Origin of the sequence: Arthrobacter sp. A5, assembly GCF_051131705.1 — a bacterium.
GTDB lineage: Bacteria > Actinomycetota > Actinomycetes > Actinomycetales > Micrococcaceae > Arthrobacter_M.
Map to the genome: position 1 here is coordinate 1,010,659 of NZ_CP180316.1, position 19,375 is coordinate 1,030,033.

Annotated in this window: 15 protein-coding genes; 12 read left to right on the forward strand and 3 right to left on the reverse strand. The window is 65.5% G+C overall.

Annotation, left to right across the window (positions count from 1 at the left end; genetic code table 11):
- Window positions 1-455: 455 nt before the first annotated feature.
- Window positions 456-3,104, reverse strand: coding sequence for an ABC transporter (locus ACLLJI_RS04580; protein ID WP_434618454.1), 2,649 nt, complete (start codon window positions 3,102-3,104; stop codon window positions 456-458).
- 168 nt (window positions 3,105-3,272) lie between these two features.
- Here ACLLJI_RS04580 and ACLLJI_RS04585 point away from each other — a divergent pair, with 168 nt between their 5' ends.
- From ACLLJI_RS04585 to ACLLJI_RS04625, 9 genes are all read left to right on the forward strand, one after another.
- Window positions 3,273-4,313: a biotin--[acetyl-CoA-carboxylase] ligase gene (locus ACLLJI_RS04585; RefSeq protein WP_434618457.1), complete on the forward strand. Its 1,041-nt coding sequence runs from the start codon at window positions 3,273-3,275 to the stop codon at window positions 4,311-4,313.
- Entirely contained in the window at window positions 4,306-4,863 is a 558-nt protein-coding gene (locus ACLLJI_RS04590; RefSeq protein WP_434618460.1) for a PH domain-containing protein, read from the forward strand. Before ACLLJI_RS04585 ends, ACLLJI_RS04590 begins: the two co-directional genes overlap by 8 nt.
- A gap of 251 nt (window positions 4,864-5,114) precedes the next feature.
- Complete coding sequence (locus ACLLJI_RS04595; protein WP_434621207.1) at window positions 5,115-6,341, forward strand: adenylate/guanylate cyclase domain-containing protein; 1,227 nt, start codon at window positions 5,115-5,117, stop codon at window positions 6,339-6,341.
- Between the two features lie 319 nt (window positions 6,342-6,660).
- Entirely contained in the window at window positions 6,661-7,452 is a 792-nt protein-coding gene (locus ACLLJI_RS04600) for a PP2C family protein-serine/threonine phosphatase (RefSeq protein ID WP_434618463.1), read from the forward strand.
- Between the two features lie 737 nt (window positions 7,453-8,189).
- Entirely contained in the window at window positions 8,190-10,379 is a 2,190-nt protein-coding gene (ligA, locus tag ACLLJI_RS04605) for an NAD-dependent DNA ligase LigA (RefSeq protein ID WP_434618466.1), read from the forward strand.
- Window positions 10,376-11,212, forward strand: a complete 837-nt coding sequence (locus tag ACLLJI_RS04610) for an inositol monophosphatase family protein (RefSeq protein ID WP_283562183.1) — start codon at window positions 10,376-10,378, stop codon at window positions 11,210-11,212. The genes ligA and ACLLJI_RS04610 overlap by 4 nt, the downstream gene beginning before the upstream one ends.
- An 81-nt stretch (window positions 11,213-11,293) precedes the next feature.
- Window positions 11,294-12,382 carry an IS630 family transposase gene (locus ACLLJI_RS04615; protein ID WP_434615665.1) on the forward strand — a complete coding sequence of 363 codons (1,089 nt, stop codon included), beginning with the start codon at window positions 11,294-11,296 and terminating at the stop codon, window positions 12,380-12,382.
- Window positions 12,383-12,515: 133 nt separating this feature from the next.
- Window positions 12,516-13,952, forward strand: coding sequence for a CoA transferase (locus ACLLJI_RS04620; RefSeq protein WP_434618470.1), 1,437 nt, complete (start codon window positions 12,516-12,518; stop codon window positions 13,950-13,952).
- Between the two features lie 107 nt (window positions 13,953-14,059).
- Window positions 14,060-14,563: a GNAT family N-acetyltransferase gene (locus ACLLJI_RS04625; RefSeq protein ID WP_434618473.1), complete on the forward strand. Its 504-nt coding sequence runs from the start codon at window positions 14,060-14,062 to the stop codon at window positions 14,561-14,563.
- Here the strand turns inward: ACLLJI_RS04625 and ACLLJI_RS04630 are convergent.
- Complete coding sequence (locus ACLLJI_RS04630; RefSeq protein ID WP_434618476.1) at window positions 14,532-15,101, reverse strand: HEAT repeat domain-containing protein; 570 nt, start codon at window positions 15,099-15,101, stop codon at window positions 14,532-14,534. The two genes, ACLLJI_RS04625 and ACLLJI_RS04630, sit on opposite strands and share 32 nt — an antisense overlap.
- A gap of 50 nt (window positions 15,102-15,151) precedes the next feature.
- Window positions 15,152-15,652 (reverse strand): DUF805 domain-containing protein, encoded by a 501-nt coding sequence (locus ACLLJI_RS04635; RefSeq protein ID WP_434618479.1) that lies wholly within the window; start codon window positions 15,650-15,652, stop codon window positions 15,152-15,154.
- A gap of 346 nt (window positions 15,653-15,998) precedes the next feature.
- On the opposite strand from ACLLJI_RS04635, the gene gatC reads away from it, so the two are divergent.
- The 3 genes from gatC to gatB are packed head-to-tail and all read left to right on the forward strand — an operon-like array spanning window position 15,999 to window position 19,347.
- Window positions 15,999-16,295, forward strand: coding sequence for an Asp-tRNA(Asn)/Glu-tRNA(Gln) amidotransferase subunit GatC (gene gatC / locus ACLLJI_RS04640; protein ID WP_283561608.1), 297 nt, complete (start codon window positions 15,999-16,001; stop codon window positions 16,293-16,295).
- The gene (gene gatA, locus ACLLJI_RS04645; RefSeq protein ID WP_434618482.1) at window positions 16,295-17,842 is read left to right on the forward strand and encodes an Asp-tRNA(Asn)/Glu-tRNA(Gln) amidotransferase subunit GatA; all 1,548 of its coding nucleotides are present in this window, start codon (window positions 16,295-16,297) and stop codon (window positions 17,840-17,842) included. Before gatC ends, gatA begins: the two co-directional genes overlap by 1 nt.
- Complete coding sequence (gene gatB, locus ACLLJI_RS04650; protein ID WP_434621210.1) at window positions 17,839-19,347, forward strand: Asp-tRNA(Asn)/Glu-tRNA(Gln) amidotransferase subunit GatB; 1,509 nt, start codon at window positions 17,839-17,841, stop codon at window positions 19,345-19,347. The genes gatA and gatB overlap by 4 nt, the downstream gene beginning before the upstream one ends.
- Window positions 19,348-19,375: the final 28 nt, after the last annotated feature.

Genomic DNA, 19,375 nt, shown 5'->3' on the forward strand with positions numbered 1-19,375 from the left:
GGCTCCTAATGGTCCGGCCGCTGATGTTGCGCGTGCAGTTTACGCGTCGGTTTTAAGGAGAAAGATGAATTCCTTGGCATCCGCTGCCGGTGGCTGTCCGTCCGCATTCTGGACAGCTACCGTCGCCAGCCCTGCGGCCGCAGGACGGCGCCATCCGTCGCCGTCGACTCTTCGACAAGCCCGAACTGCTTCACGGGCGTGGCGAGAGGATAAGGAGGGGGACCAGCGCGGAGCCCCCTTCGGCCAGATGCACGCGGATGCTGCGGAGAGCCCGAAGTGCGGTGTCATCGTCGGGCAGGAGTGTGGAGGTTGGGCCGGCCAGGAAGATGGATCGGTAGCGCCGTGGCCGCGGTGAAGCGCGCATATGGTTCGGCGCTCTGGCTGGTCGACGTGAGAGGCGCGTAGAGCTCCGTGACCAGGCCGGTATCGAAGTCGGGTGGATCGATCGTCACATTCTACGGAGTACAGCCGGCCGCCATCACCGTAGCCAGATAAGGTGCCGTGACGCTGGCCTTGATGGTGAGCAGTTCCGGCGGGGTGGCGGCGGCAATGACTTGGCCGCCCTTGTCCCCGCCGCCCGGGCCGAGCTCTATTACCCAATCCGACGCCGCGACAACGTCCATGTTGTGTTCCACGGTGATGACCGTATTACCTGCGGCTGTGAGCCTTCCAAATACGGCGATGAGATCGCGGACATTTGCCGGGTGCAGACCGCCGGTGGGTTCATCTAGGACAAAAATGGTGCCGGTTTTCCCCGGCCGCTGAAGCTCAGTGGCAAGTTTGACGCGCTGTGCTTCGCCGCCGGAAAGCTCGGTGGCAGGCTGCCCCAGGCGCAGATAGGCCAGCCCCACGTCGGACAGTGCGTTAAGCGACCGGGCCACGGAGGGCGAATCGGAAAAGAATTCCTGGGCCTGGGTCACTGTCATGTCCAACACCTCGGCGATGTTCGCGCCGCGGTACGTGACTTCAAGGGTTTTGGGGTTGTACCGCGAGCCGTGGCACGTAGGGCAGGGGGAGTAATCGTCCGGCATGAATATCAGTTCCACGCTGATGAATCCTTCGCCACGGCAGGTAGGGCAGCGTCCGGCGTCGACGTTAAAGGAGAATCGGCTGGCAGTGAAGCCTCTGGCGGCCGCTTCCGCTGCGCCTGCGAAGAGGTGCCGGACGCCGTCGAACAGGCCGGTGTAGGTGGCGGGATTGGAACGCGGCGAACGGCCGATAGGTTTCTGGTCGATGGAAATGACACGTTCCGGCGCCACCGCAGCCGCCCCGGCAGACGCTGAGCCAGCAGCGCCGGCAGGATCAGCGCCCCGCCCATCCGGCCCGCCGTCCCCACCGGGGGATTCACCCTGCTGGGATTCAACAGAGTTGATCAGCTCGGTCAGCAGGGAGGTCTTGCCGGAGCCGGACACGCCCGTGATGGCTGTCATCACGCCCAGCGGTATCCGGACCGTGATGTCCTGCAGGTTATTGCGGGCCAAGGGCCCGAAGGTCCGCCAGGACGACGGCTCCCGGACGGTGTGAGCGGGGGTGCCCCCGGACGGAAACATGAACGCCGCCGTCGCCGATTCATGTACCCGCTCCAGACCTTCCGGTGGTCCGCTGTAAAGGATCGTGCCGCCCGCGCTTCCGGCCTGCGGGCCGACGTCGACAATCCAGTCTGCGCGCCGCGCTATCTGAAGGTCGTGCTCCACGGCGAACAATGAGTTTCCGGCGCCGATGAGGTCGCGCAGCGAGGCATAGAGGGCGGTGGCATCCGCCGGGTGGAGGCCGGAAGACGGCTCGTCCAGCACGTAGAGGACACCGAAGAGTCCGGAACGCAGCGCACCGGCGAGCCTGATCCGCTGCAGTTCCCCGGGCGAAAGGTCCACGCTGGAGCGGCTCATCGACAAGTAGCCCAGACCGAGCCGGATGATGGCCTCGACCCGGCTGCTGAGATCTTTGACCAGGGACCGGGCGGCGGAGGCAGCGGGCGCACCATGCCTGTCCGGGCCGAGGGCCTGTGCCGTTAAGCCGACGTTCAGTACCTCGTTCAGGCTGGACAGCGGCATCGCCGCCAGCTCCGAAATGTCGAACCCGCCAAAGGTCACTGCCAGAGCCTGCGGATGCAGCCGTTTGCCGTGGCAGGTGGGGCACGGGCCGGTGATCATAAACGGCTCCAGCCGGGCGCGCTGGGACGCGGCTTCGGTCTTGGCGTACGTGCGCAACAAATACTTTTCCGCGGACTGCCAGGTCCCGTTGTAGGGCCGCTTATTGCCGCCTTCACGGGCGTGGACCACGACCGTTGGCTCCTCGTCGCCGAACAGGATCTGCCGGCGGTCCTTGGCTGGAAGCCTGCACCACGGAACGTGGATGTCGTAGCCGAGTTCATCAGCGATTCTGCGGTAGTTCACGCCCTGCCAGCCTCTGTTCGCCCAGACCGCGATGGCGCCGTCGTCGATCGACAGGGACGGATCCGGGACCAATAGCTGCTCCGTGGTGCTCCGGGCAACGCCCCCTCCGTGGCAGGTGGGGCAGGCGCCGGCAACGGTATTGGGCGAAAAGGCGGCCGCCGGCAGGTGCTCGGCGCCCTCAGGATAGGTCCCGGCGCGGCTGAACAGCAGCCGGAGCACGTCCGACGTTGAGCTGATGGTGCCTAATGAGGAACGCGAACTGGTTGCCCCGCGGGCTTGCTTGAGCGCGACGGCGGGCGGCAGGCCGTCCAATAAAGCCACCTCAGGGACACCGGCCTGATCGATCAGGCGCCGCGCATAAGGGGCAACGGACTCGAAATAACGCCGCTGCGCCTCGGCGAAAATAGTTCCAAAGGCCAGCGAAGATTTGCCTGAGCCGGAGACGCCGGTGAAGACGACGAACGAGTCGCGCGGGATATCCACGTCCACGCTGCGCAGATTGTGCTCGTTGGCACCGCGGACCCGGACCCAGCCCGAGGACCCGGCGGGAAGGTCAGCGCGGATCGCCGCGGGGGGCGCCTCGGGGGCCGCAATGTGGACCGCCTCGAGGGCCACAGTCCGGACCGCCGCGGGGGGCGCCTCGGGGGCCGTTCTCCGGATCGCCGCAGCGACGGGGACGGCGGGGACAGCTGTTTGGTTGGGATGCGCCATGGTTCCACCGTAACAACCGACACTGACAGGTCACCTGTCGGTGCTGCCAGGTGACCTGTGGTTTTTGTTATTGCCTGCAGGCTAGTGCCTGCAGGGCGGTGCCTGCAGCCGGTGCCTTGCAGGCCGGTGCCTGCAGGGAGTGTCAGGAGGCCGGATAGGATCGGAGGTATGACTCCGGAGCCCGTTCCCCTAGACCTGAACCGGCTGCGTCGTGCGCTGATACCGCCTGACGGGCGCTACAGCCGGATGGATCTGGCCGCTTCAACTGGTTCCACGAACGCGGATCTGGTGGCGGCCGCGGCAGTGGCGAGCGGGTCCCCTGAAGCGGAACGGTGGCCTGACCTGAGCGCGCTGGCGGCTGAGGAGCAGCTTGCCGGGAGGGGGCGGCTGGACCGGACGTGGGTGTCCCCGCCGGGGAGCTCGATGATTGTCAGTGTGCTGCTCCGACCGGAAAATGCCGGCAAGCCGTTGCCGTTTACGGCGTATTCGTGGCTGTCTCTGCTTGCCGCGATTGCGCTGATCGAGTCTGTGGGAGACGTTGCCGGCGTCCGGGCCCAGCTGAAGTGGCCCAACGACGTTCTGGTCAACGGAAGGAAGGTGGCTGGGATTCTGGCGCAGCTGGCGTCGCCGAAAATGACGGCCGCGCAGACGGCCGTTTCGTCGTCGGCGGCCGGCCCCGTCGTCACTGCCGGTCCAATTGTTATTGTGGGGACAGGCGTCAACGTGTCGCAGAGCCCGGATGAACTTCCGGTGGAGACCGCAACCTCGCTGGCCATCGAGGGTGCGTTGACGCTGGACCGGAACTTCCTGCTGCCCGCCTACCTGGATCGTTTTGCTGCGCTCTACCTCGCTTTTTGTGCCGTGGACGGGGACGCTCGACGTCCGTTGGACGGAGGAGAGAGTCTGCTGCAGCGGGCGACGGCGGCAATGGTCACCTTGGGAACGCAGGTGCGCGCGGATCTCCCTGGCAATAAGAGCATTTTTGGACTGGCCGTGGGTCTGGATATGACCGGTTCGCTGCTGCTGACCGATGCTTCGGGGACCACGCACACCGTTTCGGCCGGCGACGTGGTCCATTTGCGCCGCCACGTTGCCGGCAGCCCAGGTGGTTCTGGCGCGGCATGTGGTTCGGCCGCGGCAAGTGGTCCCCGTGAGGCAAATCATTCCCGTAGGGCTCGCGGTTCCGGCGCTTCCAGCCGCTATGCGTAGCCGGCTTGCTCCGGGGGAACAGGTCATTGTGCAGAGCCGGCCCCAAGCGCGTGCATTAACCGGCCCCGCCGTGGTCTTCATCCTGATTCCGGCGGTCGTCGGGTTTGCTCTGGCGTGGCTGCGGCGCGGCGGATTGGAGCGGTTGTCCAGCCAGACGGCGGCCTGGCAGCAACCGCTGACGAGTGCCGTCGTCGTCCTCGGCATTGCCGGTCTTGTTCTGTACCCGACGCGCATTTTTCTGCGCTGGGCCGGCACTCGATACACGCTGACCAGCCGCCGGATCATCGTGCGGCGCGGCTGGCTGCGGCAGTCACGTCAGGACATTCCCCTCGGCGCGGTCCGTAATCTGGGCACGCGGCAATCCTGGCTGCAACGGATATTGCGCTCCGGGAATATAACCTTGGACATGGGGTACGAGGGGTCGGCATCCGTCAAGGACGTGCCGGAGGTGGCCCGGTTCCGTGATTTTGCGCTGGACGCGATCAACGAATTGCCGCACACGGCGCTGACCGGCCCCGAAGGTGATTGGAATTATCCGCAGGATGCTTGATCGAGATGGGTGGGAGGAACTGGACCATGGAAGACGCTAATGGAGTGCCGGAAACTTCCGGATCCCGGGCGGCGGTAGCGTTGATTCCTGTGTCCAAATGGGGTACCGAGCCGGCAGGATCCGCTTTCGCCGGACATGTCGGGGAAACCGGGCAGGGACCCGGGCCAGAGCCGGAAGTGCATCCGGAAACCGCTCCGGAACAGGAAACCGCTCCTGAACAGGAAGCCGCTCCGGCGGGCGAAGCCGAGCGGCTGCGGGAAACCGGCCCGGAAGCGGAGTCTGCTCCCGGTTCCGGGAGTTCGCCGGCTGGGGAACCCGCTGCGGATAGGAGTCCCGTTTCGGGAGCCGTTCCGGAAGCCGTTCCCGAATCCGTTCCGGAAGCGGCCCCTGAAGCCGGGGCACCCGAGGCAACGGACACGGCCGGCGGTGCTGACCTTGGCCCCGAACGAAGCGCGTTGCAGGCTTTGGAGGCCCGTCTGCTTGGCGGAGAGCGCAAGTTCCGCCGCCGGGAGGTGGCCCACGGCGCGGGCGTTTCGCTGTTGTCGGCGCGGAAGCTTTGGCGCGCCATGGGTTTCCCGAACCTGGGCGACGACGACGTCGCTTTCAGCGAGCGGGACCAGGATGCGTTGACCACGGTTATTGATGTGGTGCGGTCCGGGCTGCTCACCGAGGATGCAGCCATTTCGGTCACGCGGGCTGTCGGCCAGATGACGGACCGGATGGTGGTCTGGCAGATCGAGGCTCTGGTGGAGGACATCGCTGAAGAGCGCGGTGTCAGCGATGCCGAGGCGCGGCGCACATTGGTGTCCGAGTTACCGGATCTGATTGACCCGATGGAAAAAATGCTCCTCTATTCTTGGCGCCGTCAACTCAACGCCGGCGTACAGCGCCTTGCCGTGCGGGCGCAGGCCGGTCTGGATTCGAGCGCCGAAGGCCGGCACGGGACCGAGGACGACGCGCCGCTGCCGTTGGCCCGCGCCGTCGGCTTCGCTGATCTGGTCAGCTACACGAGCCTGTCCCGCCGGATGAACGAGAAGACGCTGGCCAAGCTGGTGCAGCGCTTTGAGAACAAGTGCGCGGAAATCATTTCCGTGGGCGGTGGCCGCCTGGTCAAGACCATCGGCGACGAAGTACTTTTCAATTGTGAGACCCCGGTGGCGGGGGCGGAGATCTCGCTCGCCTTGGCTGAGGCCATGGCGGCTGACGATTTCCTGCCGGAGGCCCGTGTCTCGATGGTCTGGGGCCGGGTGCTCTCCCGGCTGGGGGACATCTACGGGCCAACGGTGAATCTGGCTGCGCGGTTGACGGCCCTGGCGGAGCCGGGCACGGTGCTGATCGACTCGAGCACGGCTGCGGCGCTGAATGCGGACGACCGTTTTGTGTTGATTCCCCAGGAGGTCCAGCAGGTCCGCGGCTTCGGGGCGATCCACCCGGTGGTGCTGGCGCGCGGGCGCGGCGAGGGACTTGTCGTCGACTGACGGACGCCTGGGCGCCGGACCACGACTGACGGACGCCCGACTGACGAATGCCCGACTGACGAATGCCCGACTGACGAAAGCCCGGCGTCCGGGGACCGGCAGGTGCCACCGGATATCTTCGCTGTGGCAGCGCAACCAGCCTCTATGACAGCCGCACCGTGGATCTGGGCGGTCCGACCCTGATGGCCGGCATGGCCGCCGGTTACGATGGGGAAATGATTGATCAGCTCCCAGCCGTGGCAGATCCGTCCTGTTCTATGTCCACAACACCTCTGACATTGCGCAGGAATGGCGGCCGCGGTTTCTTGAGAGGACGCGCATGAACGCTCATCAGGGCAGTCTTTCCCCTATGCCGTCGGATCCCGCGCCGACCATCCGGCTCAGCTGCGGATACGGCACGGACCGGGGGCTCCGGCGGGAGCTGAACGAGGATTCCCTTCTCGCGGCCGACCCGGTCTTTGCGGTGGCAGACGGCATGGGCGGCCACGAAGCGGGAGAGGTGGCAAGCCGGGAATGCGTTAGCGCGCTGAGACAATGCGCCGCGCTGGCAGCCGGTTCGCGGGATGCGACGGCGGCAGATCTCCAACTGGCCTTGCAGCAGGCCGACGCCCGCATCCGTGAGCTGACGAATTCGCGGGCCGGGACCACCGTCTCCGGTGTGGTGCTGGTGGAGGAGCGCGGCGTTCCGTACTGGCTGGTTTTCAATGTCGGGGACTCGCGGACATATCGGCTCAGCCAGGGCAAATTTGAACAGGTGACTGTGGACCATTCGGAGGTCCAGGAAATGGTGGACGCAGGGTTCATCACTCCTGCTGAGGCGCTGGTCCATCCACGCCGTAATGTTGTCACCCGTGCCGTGGGAACGGGAGACGATGCGCAGGCCGATTACTGGCTGGTCCCCGTCGAAGAGGGCGACCGTTACATGGTCTGCTCCGACGGACTGAACGCAGAACTGACTGATAACCAGATCCACCGGATACTGAGCACCACGGCAGGTCCCCAGGATGCTGTTGATTCACTGGTTCAGTCCGCTCTGCGCTCCGGCGGCCGGGACAACGTCACTGTGATCATCGTCGATGCAAGGGCTGTCCTCAATACCGCTGCCCAGTGACGGTGGTGCCCGAACGCCCCAAACGTCCGGTTCCTGATCCACGGTGACGCATTTCGCGCCCAAATATTCATATCGACATCGAGTACCACGACGGTCCTGGACGTGTGCACGTTTACCCTCTGACCCCGAGTCCGTAAGGGCGCGCCACCCGGGAGAAGAGCAAGGGCACGTTAGAGGAGCTGATCGAGTACATCAACAGGATCTTTGACGGCTCCGGGCTCGACCCGTCAACAGCTCATGTAGATCATGCCGAGGACCTGCGCCAGATTGCAGTCGCCGATATTTGGGCGCATTTCTCGGCCAGAGAGTCCCATCACTCCCGACAGATTGCCGAGTCGTTCGGCTCTGATCCCGCACGCTACGACCGGACGCGGTCCCGCTACCCGCAAGCCATGGTGGAGCGGATCGTCGCCGCCAGTCCCGGGCGCGATGTGCTCGACGTCGGCATTGGACCGGTGTGTCCGCCCGAACCTTCCAGACGGCGGGCTGCCGGGTGCTCGGCGTGGACGTCGATGTGAGGATGGCCGGGTTCGGCCGCCGCAGCGCGATGGTCGGCTGGCCGTGTTCTGGAACGTGTTCCAGCCTCCGTCCAACCTCGTGGAAGCCTTCGCACGCGGTCTACCGCCGGGTGCTGCCCGGCTCGCCGTTCTCCCGCGGGACATCCGGCGGCCTCGGCCGAAGGACTGGCCGAATCTCCACTCTGCGCCTGTGTCTGTGCCATAGGGCAAGATAGAACAGTGAGTAAAGCCAAGGATATTGTCGATGCCATTCCCGGGTCCGCCGGGCGCGTCATTCCGTCCGAGTCGCTGCGCGAGGACTACGAGGCGCTGGCCGATAAGGTGCGCTCGTACCGTTTTGCGTATTACAACGACGACGCGCCGCTGGTTTCGGACGCGGAGTTCGACGCGCTGTACAGGCGACTCGAGGAAATCGAAGCGCTCCATCCTGAGTTGATCAGCAATGACTCGCCCACCCAGGAGGTGGGGGGCGACGTGTCCGCAGCCTTCGCCGCCGTCGAACATCTGGCCCGGATGTACAGTCTGGAAGACGTCTTTTCGGTGGAGGAGCTGCAGGCGTGGCTGCGGCGCGCGGAAGGATCCGTGGCCAAACTGGGTGCGCAGGCGCCGCTGAAATGGCTGACCGAGCTGAAGATCGACGGGCTGGCCGTGAACCTGTTGTACCGGGACGGGAAACTGGTCCGTGCAGCGACGCGCGGGGACGGCACCACGGGTGAGGATATTACCCACAATGTGGCAACGATCAAGGACATTCCCCAGCGGCTCAAGGGCCAGAAGCTGCCGGCGGAGGTGGAGATCCGCGGTGAGGTTTTTATTGCCTCGAAGAATTTCACTGCGCTAAACGAGACGATGGTGGCCGCGGGGAAGGCGCCGTTTGCCAACCCGCGCAACGCCGCCGCAGGCTCCCTGCGGCAGAAGGATCCGGCGGAAACAGCGAAGCGTCCGCTGAGCATGTACGTGCACGGGATCGGCGCCCGGTCCGGGCTGGACGCGGCGAGCCAGTCTGAGAGCTACGAGCTGCTGAAGTCCTGGGGGCTGCCCACCAGCCCGTATTTCAAGGTGCTGGACAGCGAGGACGAGGTGCTGGAGTTCATTACGCACTTCGGTGAGCACCGCCATGACCTGGTGCACGAAATCGACGGCATTGTGGTCAAGGTGGATGACTTTGCCACGCAGCGCGCGCTGGGCTACACCTCGCGGGTGCCGCGCTGGTCGGTGGCCTACAAGTATCCGCCGGAAGAGGTCAATACCAAGCTGCTGGACATCGCCGTCAACGTTGGCCGTACGGGACGCGTCACACCCTACGGGGTGATGGAGCCCGTGCTGGTGGCGGGTTCGACGGTCACGATGGCAACGCTGCACAATCAGGACGTGGTCCAGGCCAAGGGTGTGCTAATCGGGGACACGGTGGTGCTGCGCAAGGCGGGGGACGTGATCCCGGAAATTGTCGGTCCCGTCGTCGCGCTCCGTGACGGTTCGGAACGTGCTTTTGTGATGCCCAGCCATTGCCCGTCCTGCGGCACGGCGCTGGCCCCGGCCAAGGATGGCGACGTCGACCTGCGCTGTCCCAACGCGAAATCCTGCCCGGCGCAGCTGACTCAGCGCGTGGCGCACTTGGCAGGCCGCGGCGCCTTCGATATCGAGGCGCTCGGAGATGAAGCGGCGCTGGCGCTGACCCGCCCGGCCGCACCGGACACCCCGCCGCTGACCACCGAGGCAGACATTTTCAACCTCACAGCCCAGGACCTGTCCGAGGTGATGGTCCGACGGGAGAAGAAAGCGAAGGGGGTGCCGACCGGCGAAAGCGAGCTGGTGCCCTACTTCTATACCAAGGCGACGGCGAAGAAACCGTCGGTCCCGGCGGCAAACACGGAGAAGCTGTTCCGCGAATTGGAGAAGGCGAAAAGCCAGCCGCTCTGGCGGGTATTGGTGGCACTGTCCATCCGGCACGTGGGGCCGCGGGCCGCGCGCGCGCTCGCCACGGCGTTCGGCTCCATGGATGCCATCCGTGCGGCCTCGGTGCCGGAGCTGGCGCAGGTGGACGGCGTCGGGCCTGTTATTGCCGAGGCACTAACGGAGTGGTTCACCGTGGACTGGCAGCGGGAGATCGTGGACAGCTGGGCCGCTTCCGGGGTGCGGATGGCGGACGAGGTGGACGAGACCATGCCGCGCACCCTGGCCGGTCTGACCATTGTGGTCACCGGGTCGCTGCCGAACTTCAGCCGGGACGAGGCGAAAGAGGCCATCATTACCCGGGGCGGGACGGCTTCCGGTTCCGTTTCGAAGAACACCAGCTACGTGGTGGCGGGGGAGAACGCGGGCACCAAGCTGGACAAGGCCGAACAACTGGGCCTGACGGTGCTGGATGAGGATGGATTTGTGAAGCTACTGACGGAGGGAACTATATGAGCGCGGAACTGCTCGAAGAACTGTTGGCGGTGGCGCGGGACGCCGCCGCCGCTGGGGCCGCTGTGCTGGCTGGCCGGGACCCGTCTGCCTTTGCCGCCACGGCTAAAACCTCGGACGCGGACTGGGTCACCGCCTTTGATCTGGCGGCGGAACGCGCGGTGCGAAGCGCCATCTCGGCCGCGCGCCCGCATGACACCATAACCGGGGAGGAATTGGCGCCGGCCGTTTCCGCCAGCGCCTCCGGCTATCGCTGGTCCGTGGATCCACTCGACGGCACCATGAATTTCATCCGCAATATCGCCTACTACTGCACCTCGGTGGCCGTAACAGGGCCCGACGGCGGCTGGCTGGCCGGCGTCGTCGCCGCACCAGCGTTGGGCCGGACCTACTATGCGAGCCGCGGCGGAGGCGCGTGGCTGTCGGATCGAGGCCCGGACGGGGTTGCGCGGGTGCGCCGGCTGGACGGACCGCTGGCGGCGCGGAACGGAAATCTACTCGCCACCTCACTGACCTACGACCGGACGATCCAAAGCCGGCTCGCATCGGAGCTGGCCGGGAGGATGCAGGGGTTCAATGACTTCCGGCGGCTCGGATCCGCCGCTCTGGAGCTGTGCGCCGTCGCCGACGGCGGGCTGGACGCTTACCTGGAATACGGACTTTTCGAGCACGATTTTGCCGCCGGAGCGTTGATTGCAGAAGAGGCAGGCGCCTGGGTGCGGCGACCGCAGCTGAGCTCTGCCCTGAACGGTCTTCCGTCCTCGAGCGAGACGCTGTCCGCGTGGACGGCGGCGTCGGTTCCGGTGCTGGCCGGAACCTACACCCCGCCGGAATAGCCGGGGACAATGAGCCGCACCGCCACCCAACTAGTGGTGTGTCTCCAAAATAGTTTATGACTTGTGGATTAAGCTGGGAACATGTCGAATCCAGCTCCCGCATTGACCCTCACCGACGCCCAGCACGAGGTCTTGGAGGCCCTGTCCAAGTCTCGGCTTGCTTCACATCGCGAGGTGCAGCGGGCGCAGGTTCTCCTGATGGCTGCCGAGGGCCTGGCTAACGAGTGGATCTCCCGGGTGGTGGGTGTAAGCCCGGCGACGGTGCGGGCTTGGCGTGCCCGGTTCGTAGGGGAAGGGCTGAAGGAGTTCGGCAAGGTCAAGGAGGGGCGGGGGCGCAAGCCGGCGATCCCGGAGTCGAAGATCGCCGAAATCGTTGAATTGACGCGGTTTTCCAAACCGGAGGGTGCGACGCATTGGTCGGTGCGGTCCATGGCGGCACGTGTCGGTGTGTCTCCGGCGCAGGTGCAGCGGATTTGGGCGGCACGTGGGCTGAAGCCGCACCTGATCAAGACGTTCAAGCTCTCCACCGATCCGAACTTTGACGAGAAGCTCATTGATGTGTGCGGGCTGTACCTGAATCCGCCGGAGAACGCGATGGTTTTCTGCATGGATGAGAAGACCTCGATCCAGGCTCTTGACCGTTCCCAACCGTCCCTGCCGATGGTCAGGGGTCGGGCCGAGACCGTAACGCATGACTACAAGCGCAACGGAACCACCACGCTCTTCGCGGCCTTGGAGGTCGCCACGGGAAAGGTCCTGGGATCCTGCGTGCCCAAGCACCGGCACGATGAATTCCTGGGGTTTCTAAAAACCATCGAGAAGGAGGTCCCCAAGGGCCTTCAAATCCACCTCATAGTGGACAACTATGCGACCCATAAGCATTCGAACGTGAAAGCGTGGCTGGAGAAGAACCCGCGGTTTCACCTGCATTTCACCCCAACCTCCTCCTCCTGGCTGAACCTGGTGGAGCGCTGGTTCAGGGACCTCACGGAGAGGGCACTGCGCCGCGGGGTCTTCCACTCGGTGCCGGATTTAATCGAGAAAATCGAAGCCTACATCCGCGTCAACAACGAGAACCCCACGCCGCTGATTTGGACAGCGACCGCCGACTCCATCATCGAAAAAGTCCGCCGCGGACGCGTAGCCCTCCAAGCCACAAAACAAAACTGAGACACTACACTAGGTAGCAGCAGATGCGCTCAAAACGCGTTTTGACTGCACCTGCTGCTACCTAGTTGGGAGTACGGGACCCGTTGAGGTCTCGTTCTGCCCTGTAGGTCTGCTGGGGGCGTAGTCTCGTGACATGACCGCAGAACAGCTGCTGCAGAGGATCTGGCAGGGCCTTGGCGGCGCCGCGGACGGCGACGACGGGGTCCTGTTCCATGGCAGCAGGACGTTGCCGTCCGCCTTCGCGGTCACGGATCTGGCGGCAGCCTCGGTGGCAGCTGCGGGGGCGGCGGTGGCCGGGCTCGTTGAAACGTTCGGCGTGCCGCGGCCGCAGGTCCGGGTGGATCGGGGACTGGCCTCGCTGTGGTTCGGCCAGTCCTTCCGTCCGGTGGGGTGGGAACTTCCGTCGGCCTGGGATTCCTTGGCCGGGGATTATCGGACCCTGGACGGCTGGATCAGGCTGCACACCAACGCACCGCACCACCGCGCTGCGGCGCTTTCGGTGCTTGGCATGGCCGCCCCGCCGGAACCTTCGGGAGCGCGGGCCGTTCCGGAGCCGGCTCACCCGGGAGCCGGACCGTCACGCGCAACGGTCGCCGCCGCCGTCGAACATTGGCGGGCTGCGGACCTGGAGCACGCGGTGCTGGCAGCCGGTGGCTGTGCGGCGCAAATGCGCAGCGTCGCGGATTGGGCGATGCATCCGCAGGGCGCCGCGGTGATAGCGGAGCCGCTGATCCACTGGGACCGGCTGGGACGGGCTGCACTGCGGGACGCGGGCACGCCGGAAAGGCCGCTGGACGGCGTCAAGGTGCTGGATCTGACCCGGGTGCTGGCCGGGCCGGTGACGACCAGGTTCCTGGCTGGATATGGAGCGCAGGTGCTCCGGATCGACCCGTTGGACTGGTTCGAACCGGCGCTGGAACCGGAAATGACGGTGGGAAAGAACTGCGCGCGGCTGGATCTGAAGAAGCCCGACGGTCTGCTGCGGTTCAAGACACTCCTGGCTGAGGCCGACATCCTCGTGCACGGGTACCGGCCAGGCGCCCTGAATCGACTGGGGTTGGGGCCCTCGGTGCTGGCAACGGACTACCCGGGTCTTGTCACTGCCGCCCTGGATGCCTATGGCTGGACCGGACCGTGGGCCGGCCGCCGCGGCTTCGATTCGCTGGTGCAGATGAGCTGCGGGATTGCCGACGCCGGCATGCGCAACTACGGTTCGCCGGCTCCGCGGCCCTTGCCAGTCCAGGCTTTGGACCACGCCACCGGCTATCTGCTGGCGGCCGCCACCGTGCTGGCTTGGACCCGGCGGCGAGGCGGGGAGGTGACCGCCGTCCGTGCGTCGCTGGCCCGCACCGCCGTCGAACTTGTTGGCACTTCCGAAGGAATCGGTGCAGTCGGGCTGATGGGGACCGGACCTTCAGACGTCCCGTCCGCCGCAGACCAGGCGGCCGCGCCGGAGCAGACCGTTTGGGGAGCGGGACTGCGGCTGCCGATGCCGATGGAGGTTGCCGGTGTTCCGGTCCGCTGGGATGTTCCGGCCCGCGGTTATGGATCCGCGCCGCCCCGGTGGTAGCGCAGAACCACCGGGACCCGGCGTCGGCAGCGCGGTGGTAGGGCAGAATAGATAGGCGGCATCCGCCGCGGCTTTCGTCCCGCCTCGATAGGAACACCACGCAGCCCATGAGCGCCACGATCACCGTGCGGCCCGCAGCACCCACCGATTATACCGAAATAGCCCGCATCACTCGGGATTCCTACCTGGCAGCGGGGTATTTTGACGACGCTGAGCATCCGTACATGCGGCAGATCCAGCAGGTTTCAGATCGGGCCGCATTTGCGCCGATCTGGGTGGCAGAGCGCGACGGCGTAATTGCCGGGTCGGTCACGCTGGCGCGGGCCGGGGACAAATTCGCGGACATAGCCCGCCAGGACGAGCTGGAATTCCGCATGCTGGTGGTGGATCCCGCCGTCCAGCGCGGCGGGATCGGCCGCGCGCTGGTGCAGGCGATCGTGGCCCATGCCAGGGAACTCGACGGTGTCAGCGCCGTCAGCCTGACCACCGGACGGGACTGGCACAGCGCTCACGCCCTGTACGAATCCACCGGGTTCCGCCGCGTGCCCGAACGCGACTGGCTGGTTCCTGAAACGAAGATCAAACTGCTGGTGTACCGCCTGGAGCTGTAGTGCCGGCTGCGAAACGGTCGGCCAACCGCTTCAGTGCGGCGCCGGCCTGACGACGCACATCCATGTCGGAGTCCATTAACAGTGCTTTGATGGCTCCGGAATGCCCTTCCCCGCCCACCTGGGCCAGCGCGCGGGCACCGGCGGCCCGGACCCGGGGCACGTCGTCGGCCAGCAGTGCCTGGAGTTCTTCGGTAAACGGGAGCCCCCGCAAGGCCGTGACCTTGGCGCACATTTCCCGTACCCGCCACGCCTGATTGCCCAGCCCGGCCCGGATCGGGGCAGCGGCGGACTCATCCCACAGGTACATAAAGACGCGCGCGCCCCACAGCTCCGGCCAGTAGAGCGCCGGGGCGCCGTTGATGATGCCGTTGGCATGCGCCCCGCCGGCGAAGAGCAGGAATTCCTTCGTCTCGTCCTCGCCGGCAAGCAGCGCGAGCGCGCGCTTGACCACGTTGCCTTGTCCGTAGAGGTCGACGGCGGCGCCGATGCGGTCTGCGGGTGAGGCGTCAAGGGGTACTGGCGTTTCGTGGGTAGGCATACCCACTAATCTACGCGGTTTGAGAATCGGGCGGCTCTTCACCGCAGCCGCTATGCCTGGTAGCCGGAGCCCTGCTGAACCGCAACCGGTCCGTCGAAGCGCCGTCCCTGCGGATTCGACGGCATGAGCGTCATGACCAAAAGGGCGATTGCCCCCAGGAAGGGGACGAGCCCGAGGAGGATGAACCACGCGCTGAAGTTTCCGTCATGCAGGCGCCGGGACAGCAGGGCCAGTCCCGGAATGATCGTGGCAACTCCCCAGAGTCCAATGATGGCCGCGGCAACGCCGAATCCCGGACCGGGAACGGACGTACCATCGGCGGCGACAGTTGCTCCGGCGCCGCCGGCGGCCGCGCCGATGATCTCGAGTACCAGGACGACGACGGCCGAAACCAGAGCCCACCACCAGTACTCGCTTCGGCTGGCGCGGCCCGAGAATACGACGTACTTTTTCCAAAAACGCTTCACCGCATCCGGGAGCGACGCTCCGTACAACGGTGCCCACAATGGTGCGGTCTTTTCGGACGAGTACGACTGCTGCGGTAACGCCATGTTCTACCCCTAATTTATGTACGTTGGTTATGCACGCTGCTTTGTGCCGGTAATGATTATCTTGTCAATGCTGAATCCATTTTGCCAATGTGAAGCTGATTTGATTTCGACCCGTTGTTTGACACAGCAATTCACACACCCTTTTGCCGCCGGGTATTTATAGAGCGCCGTCAAGACCAATCCGGGGACGGCCGCTGCGGAGAATGTCCCGTTTCGAGTCAAAGATGCCTTCGCCGGTAAAACCCGGTGACGGTTCCCTCTTCGACGCTGCAGAGTCCCAGCCCTAAATGGCCCGCTGCCGCACAGTAGACTGGACGGGAAACAACAACTTCTGCAGGGGAGATCCATGGCTGCGATCAATCGTGACGACGTGGCGCATCTGGCGCAACTGGCTCACATCGAGATGAGTGCTGACGAACTGGACCGGATGGCTGGCGAATTGGCCGTCATCGTCGATTCGGTGAAATCCGTCAGCGAGGTGGCGGGAGCAGATGTTCCCGCAACGTCGCACCCGATTCCGCTCACGAATGTGCTCCGTGAGGACGTCGTCGGCCACGTGCTGACCGCCGAGGAAGCGCTCGCCGGCGCCCCGGACGCACGCGGCGGCCGTTTCCGCGTACCCGCGATTCTGGAGGAGGACTAATGACGGAACTGATTAAGCACTCGGCGGCCACCTTGGCCGCCATGCTGGCGGCCAAGGACGTCTCCGCCGTCGAAGTGACGCAGGCGCACCTGGACCGGATTGCCGCCGTCGACGGCGATGCTGACCGCGGCGTGCACGCCTTCCTGCACGTCAACACCGATGAGGCGCTCGCGGTCGCCGCCGACGTGGACGGCCGCCGGGCCAGGGGCGGCGCAGACGCCGAGGATCTGCACGAAATGGCCGGTGTGCCAATCGCGGTCAAGGACCTGATCGTAACCGTCGGGCAGCCGACGACGGCCGGGTCCCGGATTTTGCAGGGCTGGCACAGCCCCTACGACGCGACGGTGGTCAAGAAGCTGCGCACCGCACGGATGCCGATTTTGGGCAAGACCAATCTGGATGAGTTCGCGATGGGCTCCTCCACAGAGCATTCGGCGTACGGACCCACCCGCAACCCCTGGGACCTGGACCGCATTCCCGGCGGTTCCGGCGGCGGCTCAGCGGCCGCCGTCGCCGCTTTTGAAGCTCCGCTGGCACTCGGGACGGATACCGGAGGTTCCATCCGCCAGCCCGGTGCGGTCACCGGGACGGTGGGCGTGAAACCGACCTACGGCGGCGTGTCGCGTTATGGGGCCATAGCGATGGCGTCATCGCTGGATCAGATCGGTCCGGTTTCCCGGACGGTGCTGGATGCCGCGCTGCTGCACGAACTGATCGGCGGCCACGACCCGCACGACTCCACCTCGCTGACGGACCCGTCCACCGGCCTGGTGGCGGCCGCGCGGACCGGCAATGTGCAGGGCCTGCGGATCGGTGTGGTCAAGGAACTTGGCGGCGAGGGCTACCAAGCCGGCGTGCTGGCGCGGTTCAACGAGTCGCTGGACCTGCTCCGCGACGCCGGCGCGGAAATCGTCGAGGTGTCCTGCCCCAACTTCGTCTACGCGCTCGGTGCCTATTACCTGATCATGCCGTCCGAGGTGTCCTCCAATCTGGCGAAGTTCGACGGCGTCCGGTTCGGCTTGCGCACGCTGCCCAAGGAAGGGCCCATGACGATCGAACGCGTGATGGCGTCCACCCGCGCCGCCGGTTTCGGTGACGAGGTCAAGCGTCGGATTATTCTGGGTACCTACGCGCTCAGCGCTGGCTACTACGACGCGTACTACGGCTCCGCGCAGAAGGTCCGCACCCTGATTCAGCGCGATTTTGACGCGGCCTTTACGCAGGCCGACGTGCTAATTTCCCCGACGTCCCCCACCACCGCCTTCAGATTGGGTGAGAAACTGGACGATCCGCTGGCCATGTACCTCAACGACGTGGCAACCATCCCCGCCAACATGGCCGGTGTTCCGGGACTGTCCATTCCTGGCGGACTGGCCGACGAGGACGGGCTGCCGGTGGGGATCCAGCTGCTGGCCCCGGCCCGCGAGGATGCCCGGCTCTACCGCGTGGGTGCCGTGCTCGAAGGGCTGCTGGAAGAACGCTGGGGCGGCCCGATCCTGAATATGGCGCCCGAGCTGGTCGCGACACAGACCATGGAGGCAAAATAATGACCGACGCAACCCTGAGCTTTGACGTCGCGATGGAGAAGTTTGACCCGGTCCTGGGCTTTGAGGTCCACGTTGAACTGAACACCGCCACCAAAATGTTCTCCTCCGCCCCTAACGTCTTCGGTGATGAGCCGAACACCAACGTCAACGAGGTGGATCTGGGCCTGCCCGGCGTCCTGCCCGTGGTCAACAGGAAGGCCGTGGAGTCCTCGATCAAGATCGGCCTGGCACTGAACTGCAAGATCGCCGAATCCTGCACCTTCGCCCGCAAGCACTACTTCTACCCTGACACTCCGAAGAACTTCCAGACCTCCCAGTACGATGACCCGATTGCGTACGACGGGCACCTGGACGTGGAGCTCTCCGACGGCAGCATCTTCCGCGTGGAGATTGAGCGGGCGCACATGGAGGAGGACGCCGGCAAGCTCACCCACATGGGCGGGGCCACCGGACGCATTCAGGGCGCCGATTTCTCGTTGGTGGATTACAACCGTGCCGGCGTTCCGCTGGTGGAAATTGTCACCAAGCCTATCGAAGGTGCCGGGTCCCGGGCGCCGGAACTTGCCAAGGCCTATGTGGCCGCGGTGCGGGAGATCGTGAAGAACCTCGGCGTGTCGGATGCGAAGATGGAGCGCGGCAACGTCCGCTGCGACGCCAACGTGTCGCTGCGACCGTACGGTCAGGAAAAGTTCGGTACCCGGTCCGAGACGAAGAACGTGAATTCGCTGCGTGCGGTGGAAAACGCCGTCCGTTTCGAAATCCAGCGCCACGCGGCCGTCCTGGATTCCGGCAACACCATTGTGCAGGAGACCCGGCACTGGCACGAGGACACCAAGTCCACCACCTCCGGGCGGCCCAAATCGGACGCGGATGACTACCGCTACTTTCCGGAGCCGGATCTGCTGCCGATCCTGGCCACACCTGAATGGGTGGAGTCCCTGCGGGCCGAACTGCCCGAACCGCCCGCGGAGCGCCGCAAGCGCCTGCAGGCGGACTGGGGCTACACGGATTTGGAATTCCGCGATGTGGTCAATGCCGGCGTCATGGATGAAATCGAGGAAACCGTCGCCGCCGGTGCCTCCGCCGCCGTCGCCCGCAAATGGTGGATGGGGGAGATCGCGCGCCGTGCCAAGCTGGCCGACGTCGATCCGGTGGCGCTCGGCGTGACGCCGGCCGTCGTCGTCGAACTTGACGCCCTGATCCGCTCCGGCGCGATCAATGACAAGCTGGCCCGCGAGGTCCTGGACGGTGTGCTGGCCGGCGAGGGAACGCCCGCGGATGTGGTTCAGACGCGCGGTTTGGCCGTGGTGTCCGACGACGGCGCGCTGCAGAGTGCCATCGACACGGCTCTGGCCGCGCAGCCGGAGGTGGCTGACAAGATCCGCGCCGGCAAAATCCAAGCCGTGGGCGCCATTGTCGGCGGCGTCATGAAGGTCACCAAGGGGCAGGCCGACGCGGGGCGGGTTCGCGAATTGATCCTCAAAACCCTCGGCGTCGAAGCCTAGCCCAACTAAGTAGCAGTTATCGCACTCA